Origin of the sequence: Halomonas sp. MCCC 1A11062 (genome assembly GCF_021404355.1) — a bacterium.
Classification (GTDB): domain Bacteria; phylum Pseudomonadota; class Gammaproteobacteria; order Pseudomonadales; family Halomonadaceae; genus Halomonas; species Halomonas aerodenitrificans.
On sequence record NZ_JABFTW010000015.1, the window covers coordinates 42399 to 64081 of the forward strand.

20 protein-coding genes are annotated in these 21683 nt (G+C 64.9%); 11 read left to right on the top strand and 9 right to left on the bottom strand.

What is annotated here, in order from left to right; all coding sequences use genetic code 11:
* The first annotated feature begins 109 nt into the window (after positions 1-109).
* On the top strand, positions 110-880 hold the full coding sequence (locus HOP58_RS15675; RefSeq protein ID WP_234260828.1) for an FCD domain-containing protein: 771 nt from the start codon (positions 110-112) through the stop codon (positions 878-880).
* On the opposite strand, the gene HOP58_RS15680 is transcribed toward HOP58_RS15675, so the two are convergent.
* Genes HOP58_RS15680 through HOP58_RS15700 form a run of 5 tightly spaced genes read right to left on the bottom strand, consistent with a single transcriptional unit; the run spans position 877 to position 7033 of the window.
* Positions 877-1659, bottom strand: coding sequence for an SMP-30/gluconolactonase/LRE family protein (locus HOP58_RS15680; protein WP_234260829.1), 783 nt, complete (start codon positions 1657-1659; stop codon positions 877-879). The two genes, HOP58_RS15675 and HOP58_RS15680, sit on opposite strands and share 4 nt — an antisense overlap.
* 38 nt (positions 1660-1697) lie before the next feature.
* Complete coding sequence (locus HOP58_RS15685; protein WP_234260830.1) at positions 1698-3443, bottom strand: IlvD/Edd family dehydratase; 1746 nt, start codon at positions 3441-3443, stop codon at positions 1698-1700.
* A gap of 24 nt (positions 3444-3467) precedes the next feature.
* Positions 3468-4478 (bottom strand): L-arabinose ABC transporter permease AraH, encoded by a 1011-nt coding sequence (araH, locus tag HOP58_RS15690; protein ID WP_010629422.1) that lies wholly within the window; start codon positions 4476-4478, stop codon positions 3468-3470.
* Positions 4479-4515: 37 nt separating this feature from the next.
* Positions 4516-6009 (bottom strand): L-arabinose ABC transporter ATP-binding protein AraG, encoded by a 1494-nt coding sequence (araG, locus tag HOP58_RS15695; protein ID WP_010629423.1) that lies wholly within the window; start codon positions 6007-6009, stop codon positions 4516-4518.
* Between the two features lie 31 nt (positions 6010-6040).
* Positions 6041-7033: an arabinose ABC transporter substrate-binding protein gene (locus HOP58_RS15700; protein ID WP_010629424.1), complete on the bottom strand. Its 993-nt coding sequence runs from the start codon at positions 7031-7033 to the stop codon at positions 6041-6043.
* 157 nt (positions 7034-7190) lie between these two features.
* On the opposite strand from HOP58_RS15700, the gene HOP58_RS15705 reads away from it, so the two are divergent.
* Complete coding sequence (locus HOP58_RS15705) at positions 7191-8147, top strand: LysR substrate-binding domain-containing protein (RefSeq protein ID WP_234260831.1); 957 nt, start codon at positions 7191-7193, stop codon at positions 8145-8147.
* A 1-nt stretch (position 8148) separates the two neighbouring features.
* On the opposite strand, the gene HOP58_RS15710 is transcribed toward HOP58_RS15705, so the two are convergent.
* The gene (locus HOP58_RS15710; protein ID WP_234260832.1) at positions 8149-9075 is read right to left on the bottom strand and encodes a Gfo/Idh/MocA family oxidoreductase; all 927 of its coding nucleotides are present in this window, start codon (positions 9073-9075) and stop codon (positions 8149-8151) included.
* Between the two features lie 160 nt (positions 9076-9235).
* Here HOP58_RS15710 and araD1 point away from each other — a divergent pair, with 160 nt between their 5' ends.
* Positions 9236-10222 (top strand): AraD1 family protein, encoded by a 987-nt coding sequence (gene araD1, locus HOP58_RS15715; RefSeq protein WP_234260833.1) that lies wholly within the window; start codon positions 9236-9238, stop codon positions 10220-10222.
* Positions 10223-10343: 121 nt separating this feature from the next.
* Here araD1 and HOP58_RS15720 read toward each other — a convergent pair whose 3' ends face one another.
* Positions 10344-12059 carry a DEAD/DEAH box helicase gene (locus tag HOP58_RS15720; RefSeq protein WP_010629428.1) on the bottom strand — a complete coding sequence of 572 codons (1716 nt, stop codon included), beginning with the start codon at positions 12057-12059 and terminating at the stop codon, positions 10344-10346.
* A 509-nt stretch (positions 12060-12568) separates the two neighbouring features.
* On the opposite strand from HOP58_RS15720, the gene HOP58_RS15725 reads away from it, so the two are divergent.
* Genes HOP58_RS15725 through HOP58_RS15755 form a run of 7 tightly spaced genes read left to right on the top strand, consistent with a single transcriptional unit; the run spans position 12569 to position 18679 of the window.
* Positions 12569-13597 (top strand): substrate-binding domain-containing protein, encoded by a 1029-nt coding sequence (locus tag HOP58_RS15725; protein WP_234260834.1) that lies wholly within the window; start codon positions 12569-12571, stop codon positions 13595-13597.
* Positions 13598-13608: 11 nt separating this feature from the next.
* Complete coding sequence (locus tag HOP58_RS15730; RefSeq protein ID WP_234260835.1) at positions 13609-14628, top strand: ABC transporter substrate-binding protein; 1020 nt, start codon at positions 13609-13611, stop codon at positions 14626-14628.
* Positions 14628-15467 carry an ABC transporter permease gene (locus tag HOP58_RS15735; RefSeq protein WP_010629431.1) on the top strand — a complete coding sequence of 280 codons (840 nt, stop codon included), beginning with the start codon at positions 14628-14630 and terminating at the stop codon, positions 15465-15467. The genes HOP58_RS15730 and HOP58_RS15735 overlap by 1 nt, the downstream gene beginning before the upstream one ends.
* Positions 15464-16255 (top strand): ABC transporter permease subunit, encoded by a 792-nt coding sequence (locus tag HOP58_RS15740; protein WP_010629432.1) that lies wholly within the window; start codon positions 15464-15466, stop codon positions 16253-16255. Before HOP58_RS15735 ends, HOP58_RS15740 begins: the two co-directional genes overlap by 4 nt.
* Positions 16252-17331, top strand: coding sequence for an ABC transporter ATP-binding protein (locus HOP58_RS15745; protein ID WP_010629433.1), 1080 nt, complete (start codon positions 16252-16254; stop codon positions 17329-17331). Before HOP58_RS15740 ends, HOP58_RS15745 begins: the two co-directional genes overlap by 4 nt.
* Positions 17324-18169 (top strand): phosphodiesterase, encoded by an 846-nt coding sequence (locus tag HOP58_RS15750; protein WP_010629434.1) that lies wholly within the window; start codon positions 17324-17326, stop codon positions 18167-18169. The genes HOP58_RS15745 and HOP58_RS15750 overlap by 8 nt, the downstream gene beginning before the upstream one ends.
* 60 nt (positions 18170-18229) lie before the next feature.
* Positions 18230-18679, top strand: a complete 450-nt coding sequence (locus HOP58_RS15755; protein ID WP_234252926.1) for a YaiI/YqxD family protein — start codon at positions 18230-18232, stop codon at positions 18677-18679.
* On the opposite strand, the gene HOP58_RS15760 is transcribed toward HOP58_RS15755, so the two are convergent.
* Positions 18676-19680, bottom strand: a complete 1005-nt coding sequence (locus HOP58_RS15760) for a glutathione S-transferase family protein (protein WP_010629436.1) — start codon at positions 19678-19680, stop codon at positions 18676-18678. The two genes, HOP58_RS15755 and HOP58_RS15760, sit on opposite strands and share 4 nt — an antisense overlap.
* A gap of 99 nt (positions 19681-19779) precedes the next feature.
* Positions 19780-20679: a LysR family transcriptional regulator gene (locus tag HOP58_RS15765; RefSeq protein ID WP_234252925.1), complete on the bottom strand. Its 900-nt coding sequence runs from the start codon at positions 20677-20679 to the stop codon at positions 19780-19782.
* A gap of 99 nt (positions 20680-20778) precedes the next feature.
* Between HOP58_RS15765 and HOP58_RS15770 the strand changes: the two genes are divergently transcribed.
* Positions 20779-21627 (top strand): pirin family protein, encoded by an 849-nt coding sequence (locus HOP58_RS15770; RefSeq protein WP_234260836.1) that lies wholly within the window; start codon positions 20779-20781, stop codon positions 21625-21627.
* Positions 21628-21683 lie beyond the last annotated feature (56 nt).

Below are 21683 nucleotides of genomic sequence, written 5' to 3' on the forward strand. Positions count from 1 at the left end.
CTGCGCAACGTCAAGGCGGCATTACCGCCCTGGCGTTGCGACCTAGGCCGCATTGCCAATATGTTCAACATATGGCACTTTGCGAGGCAAATCATCGACATGGGATGCCATGACCTCGCCCAAGCGCAGCGCAAGGCCCGCCCGCCCCAGCGTGGCGGAATACCTCGCCGAAGCCATCTTTTCCGGGCGCTACCAGCCCGGTGACTTCGTGCCGAAGGAGATCGACCTCTGCGAGCAGTTCGCCATCAACCGTTCGGCGGTGAGAAGCGACCTGCGCCAGTTGGTGGACCTCGGCATCATCGCGCGAATCTCAGGTCATGGCTCCAAGGTGCGCGACTACGAGGAGTGGAACATCCTCGATCCCACGGTAACCGCCTGGATGACCCGCTACGCCTCCCCCAACCCACGCATCCAGCGTGAGATCCTCGCCTTCCGCCTGGATGTCGAGCCCTACGTGGCGATGATGGCGGCAAGCCGTGCCAAGGCGCTCGACCTGGTCGCCATCGAGACGGCCCTGGAGGGCATGAGCGGCCATCTGCACGGCGCAAGTGCCGAAGAGCGTCAACGCTACAGTGAGCATGACGTCGCCTTTCATGTGGCCATCTTCAAGGCCAGCCACAATATCGTCTGGGCGCAGCTCTCGCACATCCTGCGCCCTTCGATTCACCTGCTGGTGGAAACCTCCAACGACAGCACCGCCGACCCGGTGGCCAGTTTCGAGCGCCATCGCCGGGTGATGGAGGCAATTCGTACCCGCCAGCCTCGCGAAGCTTTTCTGGCCGCCAGGGAAGTACTGCGGGGCACCGCCGAGGCGCTGGGAATCGAGCCGGGAGATAGCACGCTGGGCAGCTGGCTGGAATTGAGCCAGGCGACGGACTAGGCGACGAGCACGGGCGCGGCCAGCCCCCGAACCCCAGGCGCCACGCGAAACAGGCTGCCCGCCAGCACCTCCTGATCGCGGCCATCGGCGGCGGTGGTGATGTAGAGCTGGTCCAGCTCGGGCCCGCCGAAGGCGCAGGAGGTCACCCGCGAGGCGGGCAGAATCAGGGTCTCGTCCAGGGTGCCGTCGGGCAGGAAGCGGCTGACGCGCCCACCGCCCCAGTGGGCGACCCACAGGCCTCCCTCCGCGTCGCAGGTCATGCCGTCGGGATAGCCCTGGGCACCGTGGAAGCGCAGGTGCTCGCGCTTGTCGCTCAGCTCGCCTCCCGGGGAGAGGTCGTAGGCATAGACGACGCCGGCTGTCCTATCGCTGCGGTAGAGCGTCCTGCCATCGGGACTCACGGCGGTCTCGCTGGTCACACCAGGGCCGCAGTCGACTTGGCGCAACTCGGCATCGACGAGGCGAGCGAGGCCGCCCCGTCCCGGCTCCTCGGGGGTGACCCAGTCTCCCACGATGCGCGGCCCGTTCTCGTCGAGGCGCAGGTGCACCAGCCGCGAGGCGAGCCCGGCAATGAAGCCGTCGCCGTCGGCGCGCGGCACCAGCCAGCTGCACGCCTCCTCGAACGACCAGCCCCACGTCCTGCCGCTGGCGAAGTCATGCACATGCAGCGCGCGCCGCAGAATGTCGACGAACAGCAGCCTCCCCGCTTCGCCCTGCTCAGGGCACCACAATGGCCCTTTGCCCAGCCGCGCCCTGCCCCGCCATACGCACTGGATCATCGCCCCTTCCACCAGGCGCCTCTCTCCCGCCAGCCGCATCAATGGGAGTGCCTCGGCACGTCGGCACCGCGAGAGCCGAGCAGGAAGTCGAAGTCGCAGCCCTCGTCGGCCTGCAACACCCGCTCGATGTAGAGCTGGCGATAGCCGCCGTCGCTGGCGATCCGGCGCGACTCGGCGGTGGGATCGCGCTCGGCCAGCCGCGCCTGCAGCTCGGCATCGTCGACCTCCAAGTGTAGGATGCCGGCGTTGCAGTCGAGCTCGATCCAGTCGCCGTCGCGCACCGCCGCGAGCGGCCCGCCGGCGGCAGACTCGGGCGCCACGTGCAGCACCACGGTACCGTAGGCGGTGCCGCTCATGCGCGCATCGGAGATACGCACCATGTCGGTCACGCCTTGCTCGAGCAGCTTCGCCGGCAGCCCCATGTTGCCGACCTCAGCCATGCCGTGATAGCCGCGCGGCCCGCAGTTCTTCATCACCAGCACGCTGTCGGCATCGACCTCGAGGCTAGGATCGTTGATGCGCGTCTTATAGTCGTCGAAGTCCTCGAACACCACCGCCCGACCGCGGTGGGTCATCAGCTCGGGGCTCGCCGCCGAGGGCTTGAGCACCGCCCCGCGCGGCGCCAAGTTGCCGCGCAGCACGCACATGCCGCCATCCTCGCGCAGTGGCCGCTCCAGCGGGCGAATCACTTCGTCGTTGTAGAGCGGAGCCTCCTTGACGTTCTCCCACAGCGTCCTGCCGTTGACCGTCAGCGCCTCCTTGTGCGGCAGACGGTCGGCCTCGCCCAGCCGGCGCAGCACCGCGGGCAGTCCGCCGGCATAGTAGAATTCCTCCATCAGGTAACGCCCCGAGGGCTGCAGGTCGACGATGGTCGGCATACCGCGACCGATACGGCTCCAGTCGTCGAGGTCGAGCTCGACACCGATGCGCCCGGCGATTGCCTTGAGGTGAATCACTGCGTTGGTCGAGCCGCCGATGGCGGCGTTGGTGCGAATGGCGTTCTCGAAGGCCTGCCGGGTGAGCACCCGGGAAAGCCGCAGGTCCTCCTCGACCATCTCGACGATGCGGTTGCCGGAGAGGTGCGCCAGCACGTAGCGCCTTGCATCCACCGCGGGGATCGCCGCGTTATGCGGTAGAGAGGTGCCCAGCGCCTCGGCCATGCAGGCCATGGTCGAGGCCGTGCCCATGGTGTTGCAGGTACCCGCCGAGCGCGACATACCGGCCTCGGCGGCCATGAACTCGTGAATCGAGATCTTGCCCGCCTTGACCTGTTCGGAGAGCTGCCAGACCACGGTGCCCGAGCCGATGTCCCGGCCCTCGTGCTTGCCGTTGAGCATCGGCCCGCCGCTGACCACGATGGTAGGAATGTCACAGCTCGCCGCCCCCATCAGCAGCGCGGGCGTGGTCTTGTCACAACCCACCAGCAGCACCACGGCGTCGAGCGGGTTGCCGCGGATCGACTCCTCCACGTCCATACTGGCCAAGTTGCGAGTGAACATGGCCGTGGGCCGTAGCAGCGACTCGCCGTTGGAGAACACCGGGAACTCCACCGGAAAGCCGCCCTCCTCCAGCACCCCCTTCTTGACGTGCTCGGCCAGCTTGCGAAAGTGCGCGTTGCAGGGCGTAAGCTCCGACCAAGTGTTGCAAATGCCGATGATCGGCTTGCCCTCGAACTCATGGTCCGGGATGCCCTGGTTCTTCATCCAGCTGCGGTACATGAAGCCGTTCTTGTCGGCACTGCCGAACCACTGGGCGCTGCGCAAGGGACGCTTGCGGTCGGTCATACGAGCTCTCCTGAAACCGAAGGATCACGCACGCTGGCGTCGGGTCTGCTTCCAGCGGTCGAACATCACCGCCAGCAGCAGAATCGCGCCGCGCACCAGGTATTGATAGAAGGTGGGCACGTTGAGCAGGCCCATGGCGTTCTGCACGCAGCCCATGATCAGCACGCCTACCAGCACCCCGGTGATGGTGGCCACGCCGCCGGAGAGCGCCACGCCGCCCAGCACGCAGGCCGAGATCACCGCCAGCTCCAGGCCCATCGAGGTGTTGGGATCGCCGAGCCCCATGCGCGAGGCGAGCAGCACCCCGGCAATGCCGGCCACCACCCCCTGCAGGCCGAAGACGATGACCTTGAGCCGACGCACGTTGACACCGGCCAGGGCTGCCGCCTCGGAGTTGCCACCGGTGGCCAGCACGTTGCGCCCGAAGGCGGTCATGTTGAGCAACACGCCGAAGATCACGAAGCAGGCGATCATGGTCCATACCGGCAGGGTCAGGCCAAGAAAGGAGGCGCTGCCCAGATCGAAGAACTCCGGCACGGTGATCATCACCGCATCGCCACGGGAGGTGATGTAGGCCAGGCCGCGCACGAACTCCATGGAGGCGAGAGTGGCGATCAACGAATTGATGCCGAACTTCGCCACCACGAAGCCGTTGAAGGCCCCTACCGCACCGCCGGCGAGCACGCCGCCAAGCACGCCGATCACCACGCTGCCCGAGGTCGAGGTGACCACGGCGGCGACGACACCGGCGAAAGCGACGGTGGAAGCTACCGAGAGGTCGACCTCGCCTAGCGCCAGTACCATCATCATGGTGGTGGCGATGGTGCCGATCAGGGTGATCGAGAGCAGCAGCCCTACCATGTTGCGTCCGGTGAGAAAGCCGGGGATGAACACGGACAGCGCCACGAACAGGATCACGAAGATGGCGATCAGGCCGGAGGTGTCGAGCAGGGTGCGCAGGGGCTTGGGCAGCCCCCGGCGCGGGGGAGCGGCAGCCACGCTACCGCCCCTCCCGGCAAACTTGTGGGTTGTCATGGCGTCTCTCTCTTCGTTGATGTTGTCGGGCGAGTCGTCAGGCGGGCAGGGCCAGCCCCAGCAGGCGCTCCTGGGTGGCCTCATGGCGCGGCACGATCTCGATCAGGGCACCGTCGCGCATCACGCCGATGCGGTCGCAGATCGAGCTCACCTCGGCCAGGTCGCTGGAGATCACCACCACGCTCTTGCCCTGCTCGGTCAGGTCGAAGAGCAGGGTGTAGATGTCGCGGCGCGCGCCCACGTCGATGCCGCGGGTCGGCTCGTCGACCACGAACAGCTCGATCTCCTCGGCCAGCCAGCGGGCCAGGATCACCTTCTGCTGGTTACCGCCCGAGAGCGTGCCGATGGCCGTGCGCGGCCCCGGGGTCTTGATGCTGAGCCGCCGAATGTACTCCTCGGCGTTGGCGCGCTCGCGGCGGGTGTCGCGCAACACGCCCCAGCGCTTGAAGAAGCGCCGGCAGCTGATGTTGAGGTTGTCGGCCACGCTGGCCACCGGGAAGATGCCCTGGGACTTGCGGTCCTCGGGACACATGGCGATCCCCATGCGGATCGCCTCGCCGGGGCTGGCGAAGCATCGCGTCTGACCCTGGAAGCGCACCTCGCCCGAGCGGGCTCTCTCGGCGCCGCATACCAGCCGCATCAGCTCGCTGCGCCCCGCCCCGACCAGGCCGAACAGGCCGAATACTTCGCCACGCCTCACCTCGAAGCTCACCGGCGCCTTCAGTCCGCGTCCCTCTATCGCATCGATCTCGAGGATCACCTCGCCCCGCTCGCGCTCCCGGTAGCCGTAGACGTCCTCGATGTCGCGGCCGACCATCTCGCTGACCAAGGTGTCGTGATCCAGGGCGGCGAGGCTGGCATGGGTGCGGATGTGCTTACCGTCGCGGAACACGGTGACGGCATCGCACATGTCGAAGACCTCCTCCATGCGGTGGGTGACGTAGAGCACCACACGGCCCTCTTCGCGCAGCCGGGCAATGATGCGCTTGAGCTGACGCGTCTCCTGAACGGACAGGCTGCTGGTGGGCTCATCGAAGGCGATGATGCGGGCATCACGCAGCAGCGCGCGGCCGATCTCGATCATCTGCTGCTGGCCGATGGAGAGATCGCGCACCTTGGTCGAAGGGTGAATGTCGCCCTCGCCGAGATCGGCAAGGATCGCCAGCGCCCGCTCGCGCAGCTGGCGGCGCTTGATGAAGCCATGGCGGGTGGGCAGCTGGCCCAGCAGCAGGTTCTCGGCCACCGTCATGTTCGGCGACAGGGTCAGCTCCTGGTAGATGATGGCGATGCCCTGAGCCAGCGCCTCGCGGGCGTTGGCGAAGACATGCCGTTGGCCATCGATCCACAGACCGCCCTCGGTCACTCGGTTGATGCCGCTGAGCACCTTGAGCAGCGTCGACTTGCCGGCGCCGTTCTCGCCCATCAGTGCATGCACCTGGCCGGCATGGGCACCGAAGCTGACCCCGTCCAGCGCCCGCACGCCGGGAAAGACCATGCTGATGCCATCGAAGCGGAGGTAGGGTTCGGTCATGGCGTTCTCCCGCCAGCGTGAGCCGTCACGTTCACAGCCCGAGTTCGGCGCGCACGTCCTGCCAGTTGTCGCGCGTCATCAGGGTACCGGTGGTTTCGGTGTTGGCCGGGGGCTCCACGCTTTCGGTGATCCAGCGATAGAGATTCTCCGCCGTCTGGCGCCCGTGCTGGGTGGAGCTCACCGCCACGGTACCGTGGAAGCCGGTCGGGTTGCTGCGCGAGAACTCGGCGAAGGCCGCCCCGGAGCCGTTGATGCCCACGCCGATCACGTCGGCGGCGCCGAGGCCGTACTGCTCGGTGGCACGCACACCGCCCAGCACGCTCTCCTCGTTGAGGGCGTAGATGATCCAGTGCTGGAACTCGCTGCGCTGGGAGAGCACGGGCGAAGCGGCAGAAAAGGCGCTGTTGGTATCGGTGCTCTGCTGCGGGGCATCGAAGATGTTGGCCTCGGGGAAGCCCCACTCGAGTAGCACGTCGCTGGCGCCGTCGGTACGTTCCCGGGCGGTGGGCAGTTCGTTGTTGGTGATGCGCAGCGCGGCGACCTGCTGCGGATCCCAGCCGCGCGCCTCGATCTCTGCGGCTAGCGCCTCGCCCACCTGGCGGCCGATCTGGTAGCCGGACATGCCCAGGTGAGGCACGCCTTCGAGCGGTTCGCCGCTGCCGTCGACGAACTGATCGTCGACCGTGATCACCTTCATGCCGTACTGATTGGCGCGGTTCATCACGGCCGGCCCCAGGCGCACATCGGGCGGACAGATGACGAAGCCCTGAGCGCCCTGGGAGTAGAGGTTGTCGATGGCGCTGAGCACCTCCTGGCCATCTCTGCCGGCCAGGCGCACCACGCGGAAGCCGAGCTCCTCGCCGCGTTCGGTGGCGGCCCGCTGCTCATTGATGAACCAGGCCTGCTCGGGCTGCTTGACGATGAAACCGATGCGCACGTCGTCCTGGGCCTGGGCGCCACCCAGCGTTGCCAGAGCCAGGGCGCCGCCCAGCGCCAGTCGGGAAAGCGTGGTCGTGATTGGCATGTGTCGTCTCCTGCTGCGGAGGATTGTTGTTGTTGCCGCGACGGGGGTGTCGCAGATACAGCCGCTACAGTAGACAGGCCTGACATAACCAACCAATATGCATTTATCGATCGAGTAATATAAAAATGGATATCGACAGGCGAAGCGGAGAGGCGCCATGCGCACCCTGAACGACGACTGGTTCCTGGAAGCACGACTAAAGTTGCGCCACCTCCAGCTATTTCTCGCCCTCGACGAGCAGCGCAATCTACATCGTGCCGCGGCACAGTTGGGCATCAGCCAACCGGCCGCCTCGAAACTGCTGGGAGACGTCGAAGCCCAACTGGGGGTCAAGCTGTTCGATCGGCATTCCCGTGGGCTCGACCCGAACTGGTACGGGGAGGTCATGGTGCGGCATGCGCAGACCATGCTCTCGGAGCTGCACAACGCCGGCGAGGAGCTCAACGCCCTGTTCGAGGGCAACGCCGGCAAGGTAGCCATCGGCACCGTGATGGCACCGGCGGTGACGCTGGTGGCCAGTGCCATCGAGCGGGTGCACCGCAGCCACCCCAGACTCAAGGTCAGCGTCGAGGTCGACGTCAGCAAGCGGCTGGTGCCAAGGCTGCTGGAGGGAGAGCTGGACTTTGCCATCACCCGGATACCGGCCGGCTTCCCGTCCGAGCCGTTCGTGTTCGAGGAGATCGGCGAGGAGGAGATCTGCTTCGTCTGTCGCGAGGGCCATCCGCTCACGGGCGTCGACCCGCTGACGCTCGAGGCCATGGCCGCCTATCCGTGGGCGCTACAGCCCGAGGGAGCGCTGATGCGCCAGCGGGTCGACGCGCTGTTCCTCTATCACGCCATCGAACCTCCGGCGCAGATCGTCGACACCACCGACATCCTGGTGGCGCTGGCCCTGATCGACCGCTCGGATACGATCACGGCCATGACGCGTCAGGTCGCCGAGCTGCTGTGCGCCCCGACGCGGTTTCGCATCCTGCCCTTCCATCAGCGGCTCAGCGTGCAGCCGTTCGGCCTGGTGAGCCTGCGGCGTCGACGCCCCTCCCCAGGCGCGGCGACACTGATGACCATGTTGCGAGAACTGATCGGGTATCAGCGCCAGCAAGGCCTACTCTAGTTCACTCGATGAAGGGCTCGGTCGGCTCGCGCCAGGCAGCAAGACAGGCGTCCGCCACGTGGCGGAGAGGCGCCAGATCGACGTCGCTGCGTCGCTGTCGAATCAGTTCGGCGAACCTGGCATAGAGATTCGGGTATTCGCGCTCCTCGGCGTCGAGCAGGCAGCGGCCGTCGAGCTCCAGCCGGCAGCCGCCCCGCAGCAGACTGAGCCGTCCCGCCTCGGTCTCCACGTGAATGCTCCAGATCGGCGGGCTCGGCTGGCGGAAGTCGAAGTCGGCCACGATGGGCGTTCCCTCGGTGTCGCTGAAGGTCAGCGCGGCGGCAATGGGCGCCTGGCAGTTGCTCGGAATCCACAGCCGCGCATCGCGCAGGAAGAAGGCCCGCGGCAGTATCGCGGTAGCGATCGACAGCGCGTTGATGCCGGGGTCGAACACCCCCATGCCGGCCGGCTCCCAGATCCACGCCTGCCCCGGGTGCCACACCCGCACGTCTTCCCGCCAGTCGATCTCGACCCGCTGAATACGCCGCTCGCGCAGCCAGTCACGAGCCTCCGCCACGGCCGGGGCGAAGCGTGAATGCCAGGCCGCAAACAGCGTGCAGCCCTGGCGCCCGGCCAGCTCGACCAGATCCTCCACCTCGCTCAGGGTCGCACCGGGCGGCTTCTCCAGCAGCACGTTTCTGCCTCGCTCGAGGGCGATACGTGCCTGGGAGTAGCGCAGATGCGTCGGCGTACAGATGGCTACCGCCTCCAGCTCGGGATGCGCTTCGAGCATTGCCGTCAGGCCGGCATAGCCGGGCATCGACGCAAGCCGAGCGTTGGGGTCCGCTGTCGCCAGCAGACGGAAATCGCGGCTCTCGGCCAGAGCCGGCAAGTGCTGGTCGCGGACGATCTTGCCGACTCCGACCAGGCCTAGTGTGGTGACGGACATGACGCCTCCTTCTGCTTGCTCAGCGCTTGCCTTGCTTCAGCGCGATTGGGAGATAGAGATACGAAAGTATAAATTGAACATTGAAACTTATATGTTGAACATATAAGCCTTGCCTTCCTTTGGCCAGCCATTGAGGCGACATCCCCAGGAGAGCTTCACCATGCGTTTGATTCAATGCGAGCACCAGGGCCGGGTCCATGCCGCCCAGGTCGAAAGCGACCGGGAGGTTCGTCTGCTCGATGCCGATACCTACACCCTGACCCGCCGCGCCATCACCGCAGGCCGGTCATTGGTGGAAACCGCTGAGGCAGCACTCACCGAAACCCGCCTCGACTATTCGAAGCTGATCGAGGAAAAACACCTGCTGCCGCCGCTGACCCATCCCGACCCGGCCCACTGCCTGGTCACCGGCACCGGCCTCACTCACCTGGGCAGCGCCGATACCCGCGCGGCCATGCATGCGAAAACACAGGTGAGTGAAGCGGAACTGACCGACTCGATGCGCATGTTCAAGCTCGGCGTAGAGGGCGGCAAGCCCGCCCCCGGCGAGACCGGCGCCCAGCCGGAGTGGTTCTACAAGGGCGACGGTAGCTGTGTCGTCGCCCCCGAGGCAGCGATTGCCGTGCCACACTTCGCCGAGGATGCCGGCGAGGAACCTGAGCTGGCCGGGCTCTACGTGATCGGCGACGACGGCCAGCCCTGGCGGGTGGGCTACGCCATCGGCAACGAGTTCTCCGATCACATCACCGAGCGCTTCAACTACCTGTGGCTGGCCCACTCCAAGCTGCGCGCCTGCAGTTTCGGCCCCGAGCTGTTGATCGGCGAGCTACCAGCGCACCTGGAAGGCACCAGCCGCATCATACGCGGCAGCGAGACCGTGTGGCAGAAGCCCTTCCTCACCGGCGAGGCCAATATGGCCCACAGCCTGGCCAACCTGGAGCATCACCACTTCAAGTACCCAAACTTTCGACGCCCCGGCGACGTGCACGTGCACTTCTTCGGCACAGCGACCCTGAGCTTCGCCGATGGCATCCAGACCCAAGACGGCGACCGCTTCGAGATCAGCCTTCCCGAATTTGGCAGGCCACTACGCAATCCTCTGCGCTTCGAGTCAAGCAGCCCCGCCATCGCAGTGAAATCGCTCTGAGAAACCGGCCCAAGCCGCGCGCACCATGGCCATGATCGCTTCCCTTGAGCATAAAAAAACCCAGGCCGGTACCCGGCCTGGGTGTCGTTCGCCTCAGCCACCGTAGCGGCCGAGGGTGCGATCAAGCGCTGGTGCGACGACGCACCGGCGCATCGCCGTCTTCACGGCGGCGGCGCGGGGCACGCTCGGGGGCACCGCTGTCTTCGCTGATCTCCAGCGCACGGCCGGCGACGCGGGCGCGAGCCATCTTGGCCAGGATGCTGGGCGGCAGCGAGCTGGGCAGCTCCACCACCGAGAAGGCGTTACGGATGTCGATACGGCCGATCCGCGAACCTTCGATACCACCCTCGTTGGCCAACGCGCCGACCAGCTGGCCCGGCTTGACGCCATCCTTGTGGCCGACAGCCACACGATAGCGGGTCATGCCTTCGCTCGGAGCACGGTCGCGACGCGGGGCCTTGCCGTCACGCGGGGCACGCTCGCCGCCACGCTCGACACGCTCCTTGCGCGGCGCCTGCAGGCGGCCGATGGGCGCCTCGTCGGCGCGGGCCAGGGCGGCAAAGGCACAGGCCAGCTCGACCGGGTCATGACCTTCCGCCACCAGACGCTCGACCAGCGCACGCTGCTCGTCGGCTCCGGCGGTCAGGGAACCGATGATGCGCTGATGGAACACCTCGTCACGATGGGCGCGAATGGCCGCTTCGTCGGGCAGCGCCATCTCGGTCATGCGCTGGCCGGTAGCCTGCTCGATCCAGCCCACCTTGCGGCCTTCACGGAAGCCCACGAAGGTGATCGAGATGCCGGTACGTCCCGCCCGGCCGGTACGGCCGATACGGTGGGTATAGGCTTCGCTGTCCTGGGGCAGGTCGTAGTTGAAGACGTGGGTGATACGCGGCACATCGAGGCCACGAGCGGCCACGTCGGTGGCGATCAGCACGTCGACCTTGCCGCGCTTGAGGCGCTGGATGGTGCGCTCACGCAGGCTCTGATCGAGGTCGCCGGAGAGGCTGGCCACGTTCACGCCACGGGCGGAGAGCTGCTCCATCAGCGTGGTACAGGCGGCACGGGTGCGTACGAAGACGATGGCGGCATCCACCGGCTCGACCTCGAGGATACGTGCCAGCGCTTCCAGCTTGGCCCCGCCGTCGACCCGCACCAGGCGCTGTTCGATGTTCTCACCCGTCGTGGTACGCGACTCGATGGCAACCTTGACCGGATCGACTAGGTAGCGATTGACGATGCGCTCGATCTCGGCCGGCAGGGTGGCGGAGAAGAACACGCGCTGAGCGTCCTTGGGGGTATCGGCGACCACGCGCTTGACGTCGTCGATGAAGCCCATGCGCAGCATCTCGTCGGCTTCGTCCAGCACCAGGGCGGAGAGGCCGTCGAGCTTGAGGCTTCCGCGGTCGAGGTGATCGATCACCCGGCCCGGGGTACCCACGACTACCTGGGCGCCGCGCTTCAGAGCACCCAGCTGTTCACGATATTCCTGGCCACCGCACAGGGTGGCCACTTCCAGACCCTGCAGGTTCTGGCCGTACTTGGTGAAGGAGACGGCCACCTGCTGGGCCAGCTCACGGGTCGGTGCCAGCACCAGCACCTGGGGCTCGCGGCGAGTCAGCTCAAGCCGCGACAGCAGGGGCAGCGCGAAGGCAGCGGTCTTGCCGGTGCCGGTCTGCGCCTGGCCCAGCATGTCACGACCTTCCAGCAGCGCAGGAATGGTCTGTGTTTGAATCGGTGAAGGAGTTTCGTAACCCAGTGTTTCGACAGCGGCGAGAACGGCAGGCAGCAGAGCAAGATCGCCGAAGCTCGGCGAGGCGACAGAAGTCGAGGTCATCAATCACACCTTGGTAGGCCGGCACTCGCCGGCAAATCACATTGAGGCATCCCCGACACCGCTCTTGGCAGGTCGGTGGCTCTGTCTTCACTGGCCGATAGGGCCTGGACAGAGCGGATCACGTTATCGTGGGATGCCGGTCGCACCTGGCATCCGGTTCGCGCCATCGGCGGGAACCGCTGTGGCGACCTTTTTGCGCCGATGTCGCCCGGTTGGCGGCATCCTGTAGCGCTCCATCTTCACATCTCGGACGTTGCAGCGGATCGCTGTCGGTCTCGGTGATTGCCTCTCGAACGCGCGGCGCTCGGAGCGAATCGTCATGATGGCGGGGTCAACACATGCGAGGAGCGCGCATGCTATCACGCTGCATGCCGCCTTGCCAGCATTATCACCGTCGCTATGGCTGCCACCGAACTGCCACCCGAACATCATCATTCCGTCATTGAGCACACCTAGAGTGACGCAATGAGATCGATCTCATTGCGTTCACGAACAAGTCGAGGTGGTGAGTGGCAAACCTACTCAGCGTGGCAAGACTGGCGGGAGTCTCCCGGGCCACGGCAGCCCGAGCGTTTTCCTCACCGGAAAGCCTGCGCCCCGAAACCCACCGGCGGGTGATGAAAGCGGCCCGCGATCTTGGGTTTCGCCCCAACAAGGTGGCACAACAGCTTCGCACCCGAGCCACCCTGATGCTAGGTGTGATGGTTCCCAGTCTCGACAACCCTGTGTTCGCCGAGCAGTTGCAGGCAATGGAGCAGGCGGCCCGGGCCGCTGGCTATTCCTTGCTTGTCACCACGAGCGGTTACAACCCTGGTCGCGAGGAAGCCATCGTCGAGGAGATGCTGCGTCAGCGGGTCGACGGGCTGGCCCTAACCGTGGCAGAGGCAGAGCGCAGCACGATACTCGACAAGCTACGCCGGGAGAACACGCCTTGCCTGCTGGTGCACAACCCCCCCGTCGCCCCGTGTTTTCCTTCTGTGGGAGTGGATAATCACGCCGCCATGGCCGATGCGACCCACTACCTCATCGCTCAGGGTCATCGGCGCATCGGCATGATTGGTGGCCCGTTACTGCAGTCGGATCGCGCCCGCCTGCGCCATGAGGGCTACCGCGAGGCCATGCAGGCCGCAGGCCTCACTCCCCTTGCACTGATTGAAATGCCCCGCCACACCCAGGTCGCCCTCTCCCAACTGGAACCCGCCTTGGGTGGGGCAGACGGGCTGACGGCCGTACTCTGCACCAACGACTTGCTCGCCATCAGTCTGATCGGCGAGTTACGACGCAGCGGACGCTCAGTGCCGGGAGACCTGTCGGTGATGGGCTTCGACGGTATCGAGCTTGGTCGTCATCTCTACCCTTCGCTTTCCACGGTAGTACAGCCCCGCGCCGAGTTCGGTCGCGTGGCGGTAGAAACATTGCTTGCCCTGATACGGGGAGAGGATCCACAGCCTCGCCCCCTGCCCCACGTCTTGCGTGAGGGCGAAAGCGCCGGATCACCTCCGGCACCCTACCAAGCCCCGGAACCATCCGCCCCATAGAGGAACACACCATGCCCTTCCCGCGTCTTCGTCAGACTCTGCTGGCTGCCGCCTTGCTAGGTATCAGCGGGGTTGCATCCGCCGCACAGGCCAGCGGCAATGCGATCTGCTACAACTGTCCCCCGGAGTGGGCCGACTGGGGTTCCCAACTGCGTCTAATCCAACAGGAAACCGGCATCAACGTGCCGCAGGACAACAAGAACTCCGGCCAGTCACTGGCTCAACTCGTCGCCGAGCGCAGCAATCCCGTGGCGGATGTCGTCTACTACGGTGTCAGCTTTGGCATCCAGGCTGCGGATGAGAACGTCATCGAGCCCTACCAACCTGCGCACTGGGACGAGATCCCCGAGGGGCTCAAGGATCCCGAAGGCCATTGGTTCACCATCCACTCCGGCACCATGGGGCTGATGGTCAACGTCGACGCCCTGGATGGCGCTCCAGTTCCTACCTCCTGGTCCGACCTGCTCAAGCCAGAGTATCGCGGCATGGTCGGCTACCTCGATCCTGCCAGTGCCTTCGTTGGCTATGTCGGCGCAGTGGCAATCAACCTGGCCTTGGGCGGCGACATGGATGACTTCTCTCCGGCCATCGACTATTTCAACGAACTCGCCGCCAACCAGCCCATCGTGCCGCAGCAGACCAGTTACGCACGGGTGCTCTCCGGTGAGATTCCCATCCTGCTCGACTACGATTTCAACGCCTACCGAGCACGCCACAGCGACGGCGCTAACGTGGAGTTCGTGATTCCCGAGGAAGGCAGCGTGGTAGTGCCCTACGTGATGAGTCTGGTGAAGAACGGCCCCAACCCCGACAACGGCCGTGCGGTACTGGACTTCGTGCTCTCCGATCAGGGGCAGGCAGTGTGGGCGAACGCCTATCTACGCCCGGTGCGCGAAAGCGCCATCTCCGAAGAGGCTCGCGAAGTCTTCCTTCCCGACAGCGACTATGCCCGTGCCAAGACCGTGGATTACGACGCCATGGCCGCTGCGCAGCGAAGCTTCTCCGAGCGTTATCAGGCCGAGGTGCGCTGATGCTCCAGCAGGTAAACCGGCGCCAGCAAAAGCTGGCGCTTTTCACCCTGGCCCCGGCAATGGCAGTGTTCGGCGCCTTCTGGCTACTGCCCTTCACTCGCTTGGTGGCAATGGGCACGGAACTTGACCGGGCCAGCGGCATGAGCGCTTACTTCGCCATCCTCACCCAGCGCCAGTACCTCATCAGCCTGGGTACCACTCTAGGCATCTCGCTGACCGTTTCGGCCCTGGCAGTACTGATTGCGGGTGTGGCGGGTTTCTTCCTTGCCCGCCACCACTTTCCCGGCAAGGCGGTATTAGTCGCTATTCTCACCTTCCCATTGGCCTTTCCCGGTGTGGTGGTGGGTTTTCTCGTCATCATGCTGGGCGGTCGTCAGGGCGCCTTGGCGCAATTCAGCATGTGGCTGTTCGACGAGCGATGGATGTTCGCCTACTCCCTCACAGGGTTATTCGTCGGCTATCTCTACTTCTCCATCCCTCGCGTCATCACGACCGTCATGGCCGCCTGTGAAACCCTGGACCGTAGCTTGGAGGAGGCCGCACGCTCACTGGGCGCCAGCCCTTGGCGGGTCACTCGAGACGTGATAGTACCCGGCATCGCTCCGGCCCTGCTCTCCACTGCGGCGATCTGCTTCGCCACCAGCATGGGAGCCTTTGGCACTGCTTTCACCTTGGGCACACGCATGAGCATCATGCCGCTGACCATCTACGGCGAGTTCACCAACTACGCCAACTTCGCCATGGCTGCGGCACTTTCGGTGGTGCTCGGCGTGATCACCTGGCTGGCACTTAGCCTTGCCCGCAAGCTGGCCGGTGCCAGCCTGGGAGCACCGGCATGAATCGCTTACGTTTCTACTTGCAACTGAGCTTCACCCTGGTGGTGTGCCTGTTCATGATCGTACCGGTCATCATGTCGGTCATGGCCGGCCTTACCGCCAATTACTTCATCGGCCTGCAGAGCGGCCTGACGCTACGCTGGGTAATAGAGGTGTGGGCGCTTTATGCAGATACCATATGGCTCTCCATTCGGCTCGCCCTGGCCTGCTTGTTTCTCACCGTGCTGCTCGGTGTGCCTGCCGCCTACGGCCTGCTGCGCAGCAAGCGCCGCTGGGCGAACGCCATCGAAGAGGCGCTACTACTGCCAGTGGCAATACCCGGACTGGCCACAGCGCTGGCCCTGCTGCTGTCCTACGGCCATATGCGCGGATTCCGTGAGAGCTGGCTGTTCATTCTCATTGGCCATGTTCTCTTCACCCTGCCATTCATGATCCGCCCGGTACTGGCGGTCATGCGTGGCGCCCGGCTGGCCGAACTGGAGGAGGCCGCCGCCAGTCTCGGCGCCGGCTTCAGACAGCGCTTCCTCGGCGTGGTGGTGCCTAACTGCATAGGCGGCATACTCGCCGGCGCACTGATGGTGGTAACTCTCTCCATCGGCGAATTCAACATCACCTGGATGCTGCACACTCCGCTCAACAAGACCTTGCCGGTAGGCCTGGCCGACAGCTACGCCTCGATGCGGCTGGAAATCGGCTCTGCCTACACGCTGATCTTTCTCGCCATGACCCTGCCTCTACTTGTCGTGATTCAATGGGCAGGGCGTTTCGTCAATCGTTCGAGAACGCCATGACTTCCACCTCCATTACTCTTGAAAGGTGCGGACGCACCTTCCCCGGCGGCCAGGTTGCGCTGCACCCACTGGATCTCACCGTCGCCGCCGGAGAAACCCTGGTCCTGCTCGGCCCATCCGGCTGTGGCAAGACCACCACCCTGCGCATCATCAGCGGCCTGGAGAGTCCGGACGCCGGCGGCCGTGTTCGCTTCGGCGAGCGTGATGTCACCGCTCTGCCCATCGAGCAGCGCGACGTGGGAATGGTGTTTCAAAATTATGCGCTCTTTCCCAACATGAGCGTTGCCGACAACATTGCCTACGGCCTGCGGATCAAAGGCTTGCCTCGAGACGCGATCCGCCGGCGGCTGGAAGAAGTGATGGCCATGGTCGATCTCCAGGGCTTCGACACACGGCGCATTCACGAACTCTCCGGCGGCCAGAAGCAGCGTGTGGCGCTGGCCCGAGCCATCGCCGTGCGGCCAAAGGTCTTGCTGTTTGACGAACCGTTGGCAGCACTGGACGCGAAGCTACGCGACCGGTTGCGCCTGGAAATCGGCCAACTGCTACGCGAGCTTGGTATCACGGCCGTATACGTTACCCACGATCAGGCCGAGGCCATGGCGCTAGGCGACCGTATCGCCGTGATGCAGGCGGGGCGCATCGCCCAACTCGCAACACCGAGGGAAATCTATCACCGCCCTACCAGCACCTTCGTGGCCGACTTCATCGGCGCCGTCAACCGCCTTGAGGTTCACGCCACGTCGGCTGACCGCCGCTTGCGCGTGAGTGGTGGCGAACTGCACGCACCGCACCTCGCCGGAGTTGCAGCGGTCTATTGCCGGCCGGAAGACGTTCAGATAGTGACGGCTGACAGTGCAGACTTACGCGGAAAAGTGCGTCAGAGCATCTTTCTTGGCCAGAGCCAGCGTCTGTTGATAGACCTTGGCGACAGCACATGCTTACAGGTCGAGACCGCTTCGCGCCGCCAGTGGCGTGCGGATGAACCCATTGGTCTCCGGCTACCGCCAGAAACTCTGTTTCACCCAGAGTCTCATGCGTATCCAGCCAAGGACCTGGAGACAAATCATGCATGACCCAAGCTCAAGCGAACCTTTTCTGATTGCCCAGATCAGCGACCCACACATCAAGACCGATGGGCGCCTCTCTTACCGCCAGGTGGATACGGCTGGGGCATTGCACCGGGCCGTCGAGGCCCTCAACTCACTGACTCCCGCACCGAAGCTGGTATTGATCAGCGGCGACCTGACCGACTTCGGCCACCCCGAGGAGTACGCCGCCTGCAAAGCGTTGCTGGAGAGGCTCCAGGTGCCCTACTACCTGGTGCCCGGTAACCACGACGATCGCACCGCCATGCGCGACGCCTTCGCCGGGCACGAATACCTTTTTCAGCACCCTCGTTTCCTGCAATGGGTCGTAGAGGATCACCCGGTGCGGCTGATCGGTCTGGATTCCAGCGTACCCGGGCAGTCCCATGGCGAACTCTGCGCCGAACGCCTACGCTGGCTCGACGAGACCTTGAAGCAGCGGCCCAACCGCCCCACCCTCGTGATGCTGCACCACCACCCTTTTGCCAGCGGTATCGCCCATATGGACCGTCAGCCCCTGCACGAGCCGGCGGCTCTGGCCGAGATCATTGCGTCTCACCCTCAGGTGGAGCGGGTACTCTGTGGCCACCTGCATCGCGCGATCCAGACACGCTTCGCCGGCACCCTGGCAATGAGCTGTCCCGGTGTATCGCATCAGGTCAGCCTGGATCTCGATCCGCACGGCCCCTCAGGCTTCCACCTCGAGCCACCGGGCTATTTGTTGCATCAATGGAGCCTTACCCACGGCTTGGTGACTCACCAAGCCGTCATTGGCGATTATCCCGGACCCTTCCCTTTCTATGACGAACACGGTCTGATCGACTGATCGGCAGGAGACGGGGGCATGCTATTATCTTGCCCTCGTCTTCACGAGGAGCCCTGCCGAATGCCCACGCTCTGGGTCGATGCCGATGCCTGTCCCAAGGTCGCGCGCGAGATCATCGTTCGCGCCGCCGAGCGCACTACCACGCCCACCTGGTTCGTCGCCAACCACTCGATCCCGCTGCCGCCCTCGAAGTGGGTCAAATCGCTGTCGGTGAGCCATGGCTTCGACGCCGCCGATAACGAGATCGTGGCGCGCCTCGCCGCCGGGGACCTGCTGATCAGCTCCGACCTGCCGCTGGCCATGGAGGCCATCGACAAGGGCGCCGCGGTGATGACCACTCGCGGCGAGATGCTCGATAAAAATAACATTCGCGCCAAGGTACAGCTGCGCGATTTCATGGAGACGATGCGCTCCAGCGGCGAACACACCGGCGGGCCGAAAGGCTATTCGGACACCGACCGGCGCGAGTTCGCCAATGCTCTGGATCGCTGGCTGGCCAAGAACCGTTAACCCTTCTCGCGAATGCCCTGCCCCGGCAACCGCTCCCGATCGTGGGGCCGGTCGAAGTCGAGCAGCGGCCCCTTGGGCACGATGCGGGTCGGATTGATGGTGTCGTGGCTGTAATAGTAGTGGCGCTTGATGTGGTCCAGGCTTACCGTCTCGGCCACGCCCGGCCACTGGTACAGCTCACGCAGGTAGTTCGAGAGGCTGGGGTAGTCCTCGATGCGGCGGAAGTTGCACTTGAAGTGGCCATAGTAAACCGCATCGAAACGCACCAGGGTGGTGAACAGGCGGATGTCGGCCTCTGTGAGCCACTCCCCGGCCAGGTAACGGTGCTCGGTCAGCCGTCTCTCGACCCGATCCAGCGCCTCGAACAGGGCCGTGACGTGCTTCTCGTAGACCGCCTGCTCAGTGGCGAAGCCCGACTTGTAGACCCCGTTGTTGATGTGGTCGTAGACGTCATCGTTGATCGCATCGATGGTCTCGCGCAGGTCGAGGGGGTAGAAGTCGAGACGGTTGCCGGTCAGGTCATCGAAGGCATCGTTGAAGATCCGTACCAGCTCGGCCGACTCGTTGTTGACGATGCGCTTCTCGTGCTTGTCCCACAGCACCGGCACCGTGACCCGGCCGGTGTAGCGAGAGTCGGTCAGCGTGTAGAGTTCGCGGTGGTATTCGACGCCGTTGACCGGATCTCCGCTGGCGCCTTCGTCCTCGTGGTAGGTCCAGCCCTGGTCGAGCATCAGCGGGCTGACCCAGGACACTCCGATCAGGTCGTCCAGCCCCTTGAGCTTGCGCATGATCAGGGTGCGATGCGCCCAAGGACAGGCCAGCGAGACATAGAGATGGAAGCGCCCCGCCTCGGCCGGCACGGCGCGATGGCCCTCGGGGCCGGCGCTGCCGTCACGCGTGACCCAGTCGCGCAGCTTGGCGGATTCGCGTACGAACTCGCCGCCGTGCTTCTTGGTGTCGTACCACTGGTCGTGCCACTTTCCGTCGATCAGCAGGCCCATAACGTTCTCCGGCAAACAGAATTTGCTAGTCAGAGTAAACCGTTCGGCCTCTCGCTCAAGCGCAGTTTTTCCGTTTCATGCAATGAAAATTCCGAACGGTCACACTCGACCCGTACATTCACTCGCCACGGCTTCCTTGAGCGCACGCGCCATGGCACGGGTGGCGGGGCCGGCCCGGTCCCGGTCGCGGAAGATCATCTGCATGGGCACCTCGCGGACCCCACCGGCCGCAAGCGGCAGCGGTCGCAGCACGCCGCTCTCCAAGTCAGTGTGGATGCGGGTCTCGGGCAGCCAGGCAAAGCCCAGGCCACGCCGTACCATGTCGATGGAGGTTTCGAGATGGCTCACCGTCCAGCGCTGCTCGGCCTTGAGCCAACCGGCATCCATCGACTGGCGCAGCGCCGAGTCGCGCACCACCAGTTGGCGATGCCGCTGCAGATCGCGCAGATCGAGCTGCCGCTCGAGCCCATGCAGTTCATGCTCGTGATGCGCCACCGCAACGAAACGCACGGTGACCAGCGGCTCGCCAAGAAACCCCTGAGCCGCCAGACCCGATATGGCGATATCGGCGCGGCCGTCGTAGAGCATCTCTATGCCGCCGTTGAGCACCGTTTCGTGGAGCTGCACGCGCACATAGGGGTAAGCGGCGGAAAAGCGACTCAACGCCACCGCCAGCGCGGCGTTGGGAAATATCTGGTCGATTGACAGCACCACTTCCGCCTCGAGGCCTTCGGAGAGCCGGCCGGCTACGTCCTCCAGCGCCTCGGCACTCTCGATCAGTTGACGCGCCCGGCGCAGCAGCAGCTCCCCCGCATCGGTCAGCCGTACCTGCCGCCCAACGGGTTCCAGCACTTTGACGCCAAGCTGCTGCTCCAGCTTGTGTACGGCATGATTGAGCGTGGAGGGACTTTTGTGGACCACCTCGGCGGCGCGAGCGAAGCCGCCGTGATCGACGACTGCCGCAAGCATCTGCCACTGGGCCAGGGTAACGCGAGACATATTCGACTTCCTCGAATGAAAAGTGCGAAACGTTGCGATTAATCTTCGAAAAAAACGGCCTAAAATACCAGTCATATCCATCATTGGAGACTGCAAGTCATGGCCACCAGCCCCAGCATCCGGCGCATCGAGCGCCTGTTTCACAGCCACCCCAGCCAGGATGGCGACGGCGTTCATATCCAGCGTATCCACTGCTTCGACGGCGAGCTCGACCCCTTCCTGATGCTCGACGAGCTCGGCTCCGACCGTCCTGACGACTACATCGGCGGCTTCCCGCCGCATCCGCACCGCGGCATCCAGACGCTGACCTACATTGTGCATGGCGGCATCACCCACGAGGACCACCTGGGGCACAGCAGCACCATCCAGGCCGGCGACGCCCAGTGGATGCACACCGGGCGCGGCATCGTGCACTCGGAAATGCCGCTCACCGACAGCCAGGGGCTGCATGGCTTCCAGATGTGGTTGAACCTGCCCGCCCGGGAAAAGATGAGTGCGGCGCGCTATCGCGACGTGCGCAGCGACGAGATGCCGCGCCTTAAGAAAGAGAAGGCAGAGCTGATTGCTCTCGGTGGCAATTGGTCGACACAGCAAGGCGAGAGCGTGTCGGGACCTCTGGACGCCCTGGCGGGCAGTGGCGGCGTGGCCCATGCCCGCTTCGAGGCCGATGGGAAGCTCACACTCACGGCGCCGAGCGAGACACTGGCCGTCTACGTCTTCGAAGGCACTCTGCAGATCGAGGGGGAGAATGTGGCCGCCGGTCAGCTGGCCAGGCTGAGCCCCGGCGATTCGGTGGCCCTTTCCAGCCAGCCTGGCGCCCAGTGCCTGCTGCTGGCGGGCACACCTCACCGCGAACCGATCGCTCATTACGGTCCGTTCGTGATGAACAGCATGCACGAGATCGAGCAGGCCCTGCGCGACTACCGCAACGGCACCTTCACTGACTAAACAGGCGGTTCAGTAAAAGTTACCGAAAAGGGGTTGTCTTCCCTCTTTTCTTCACG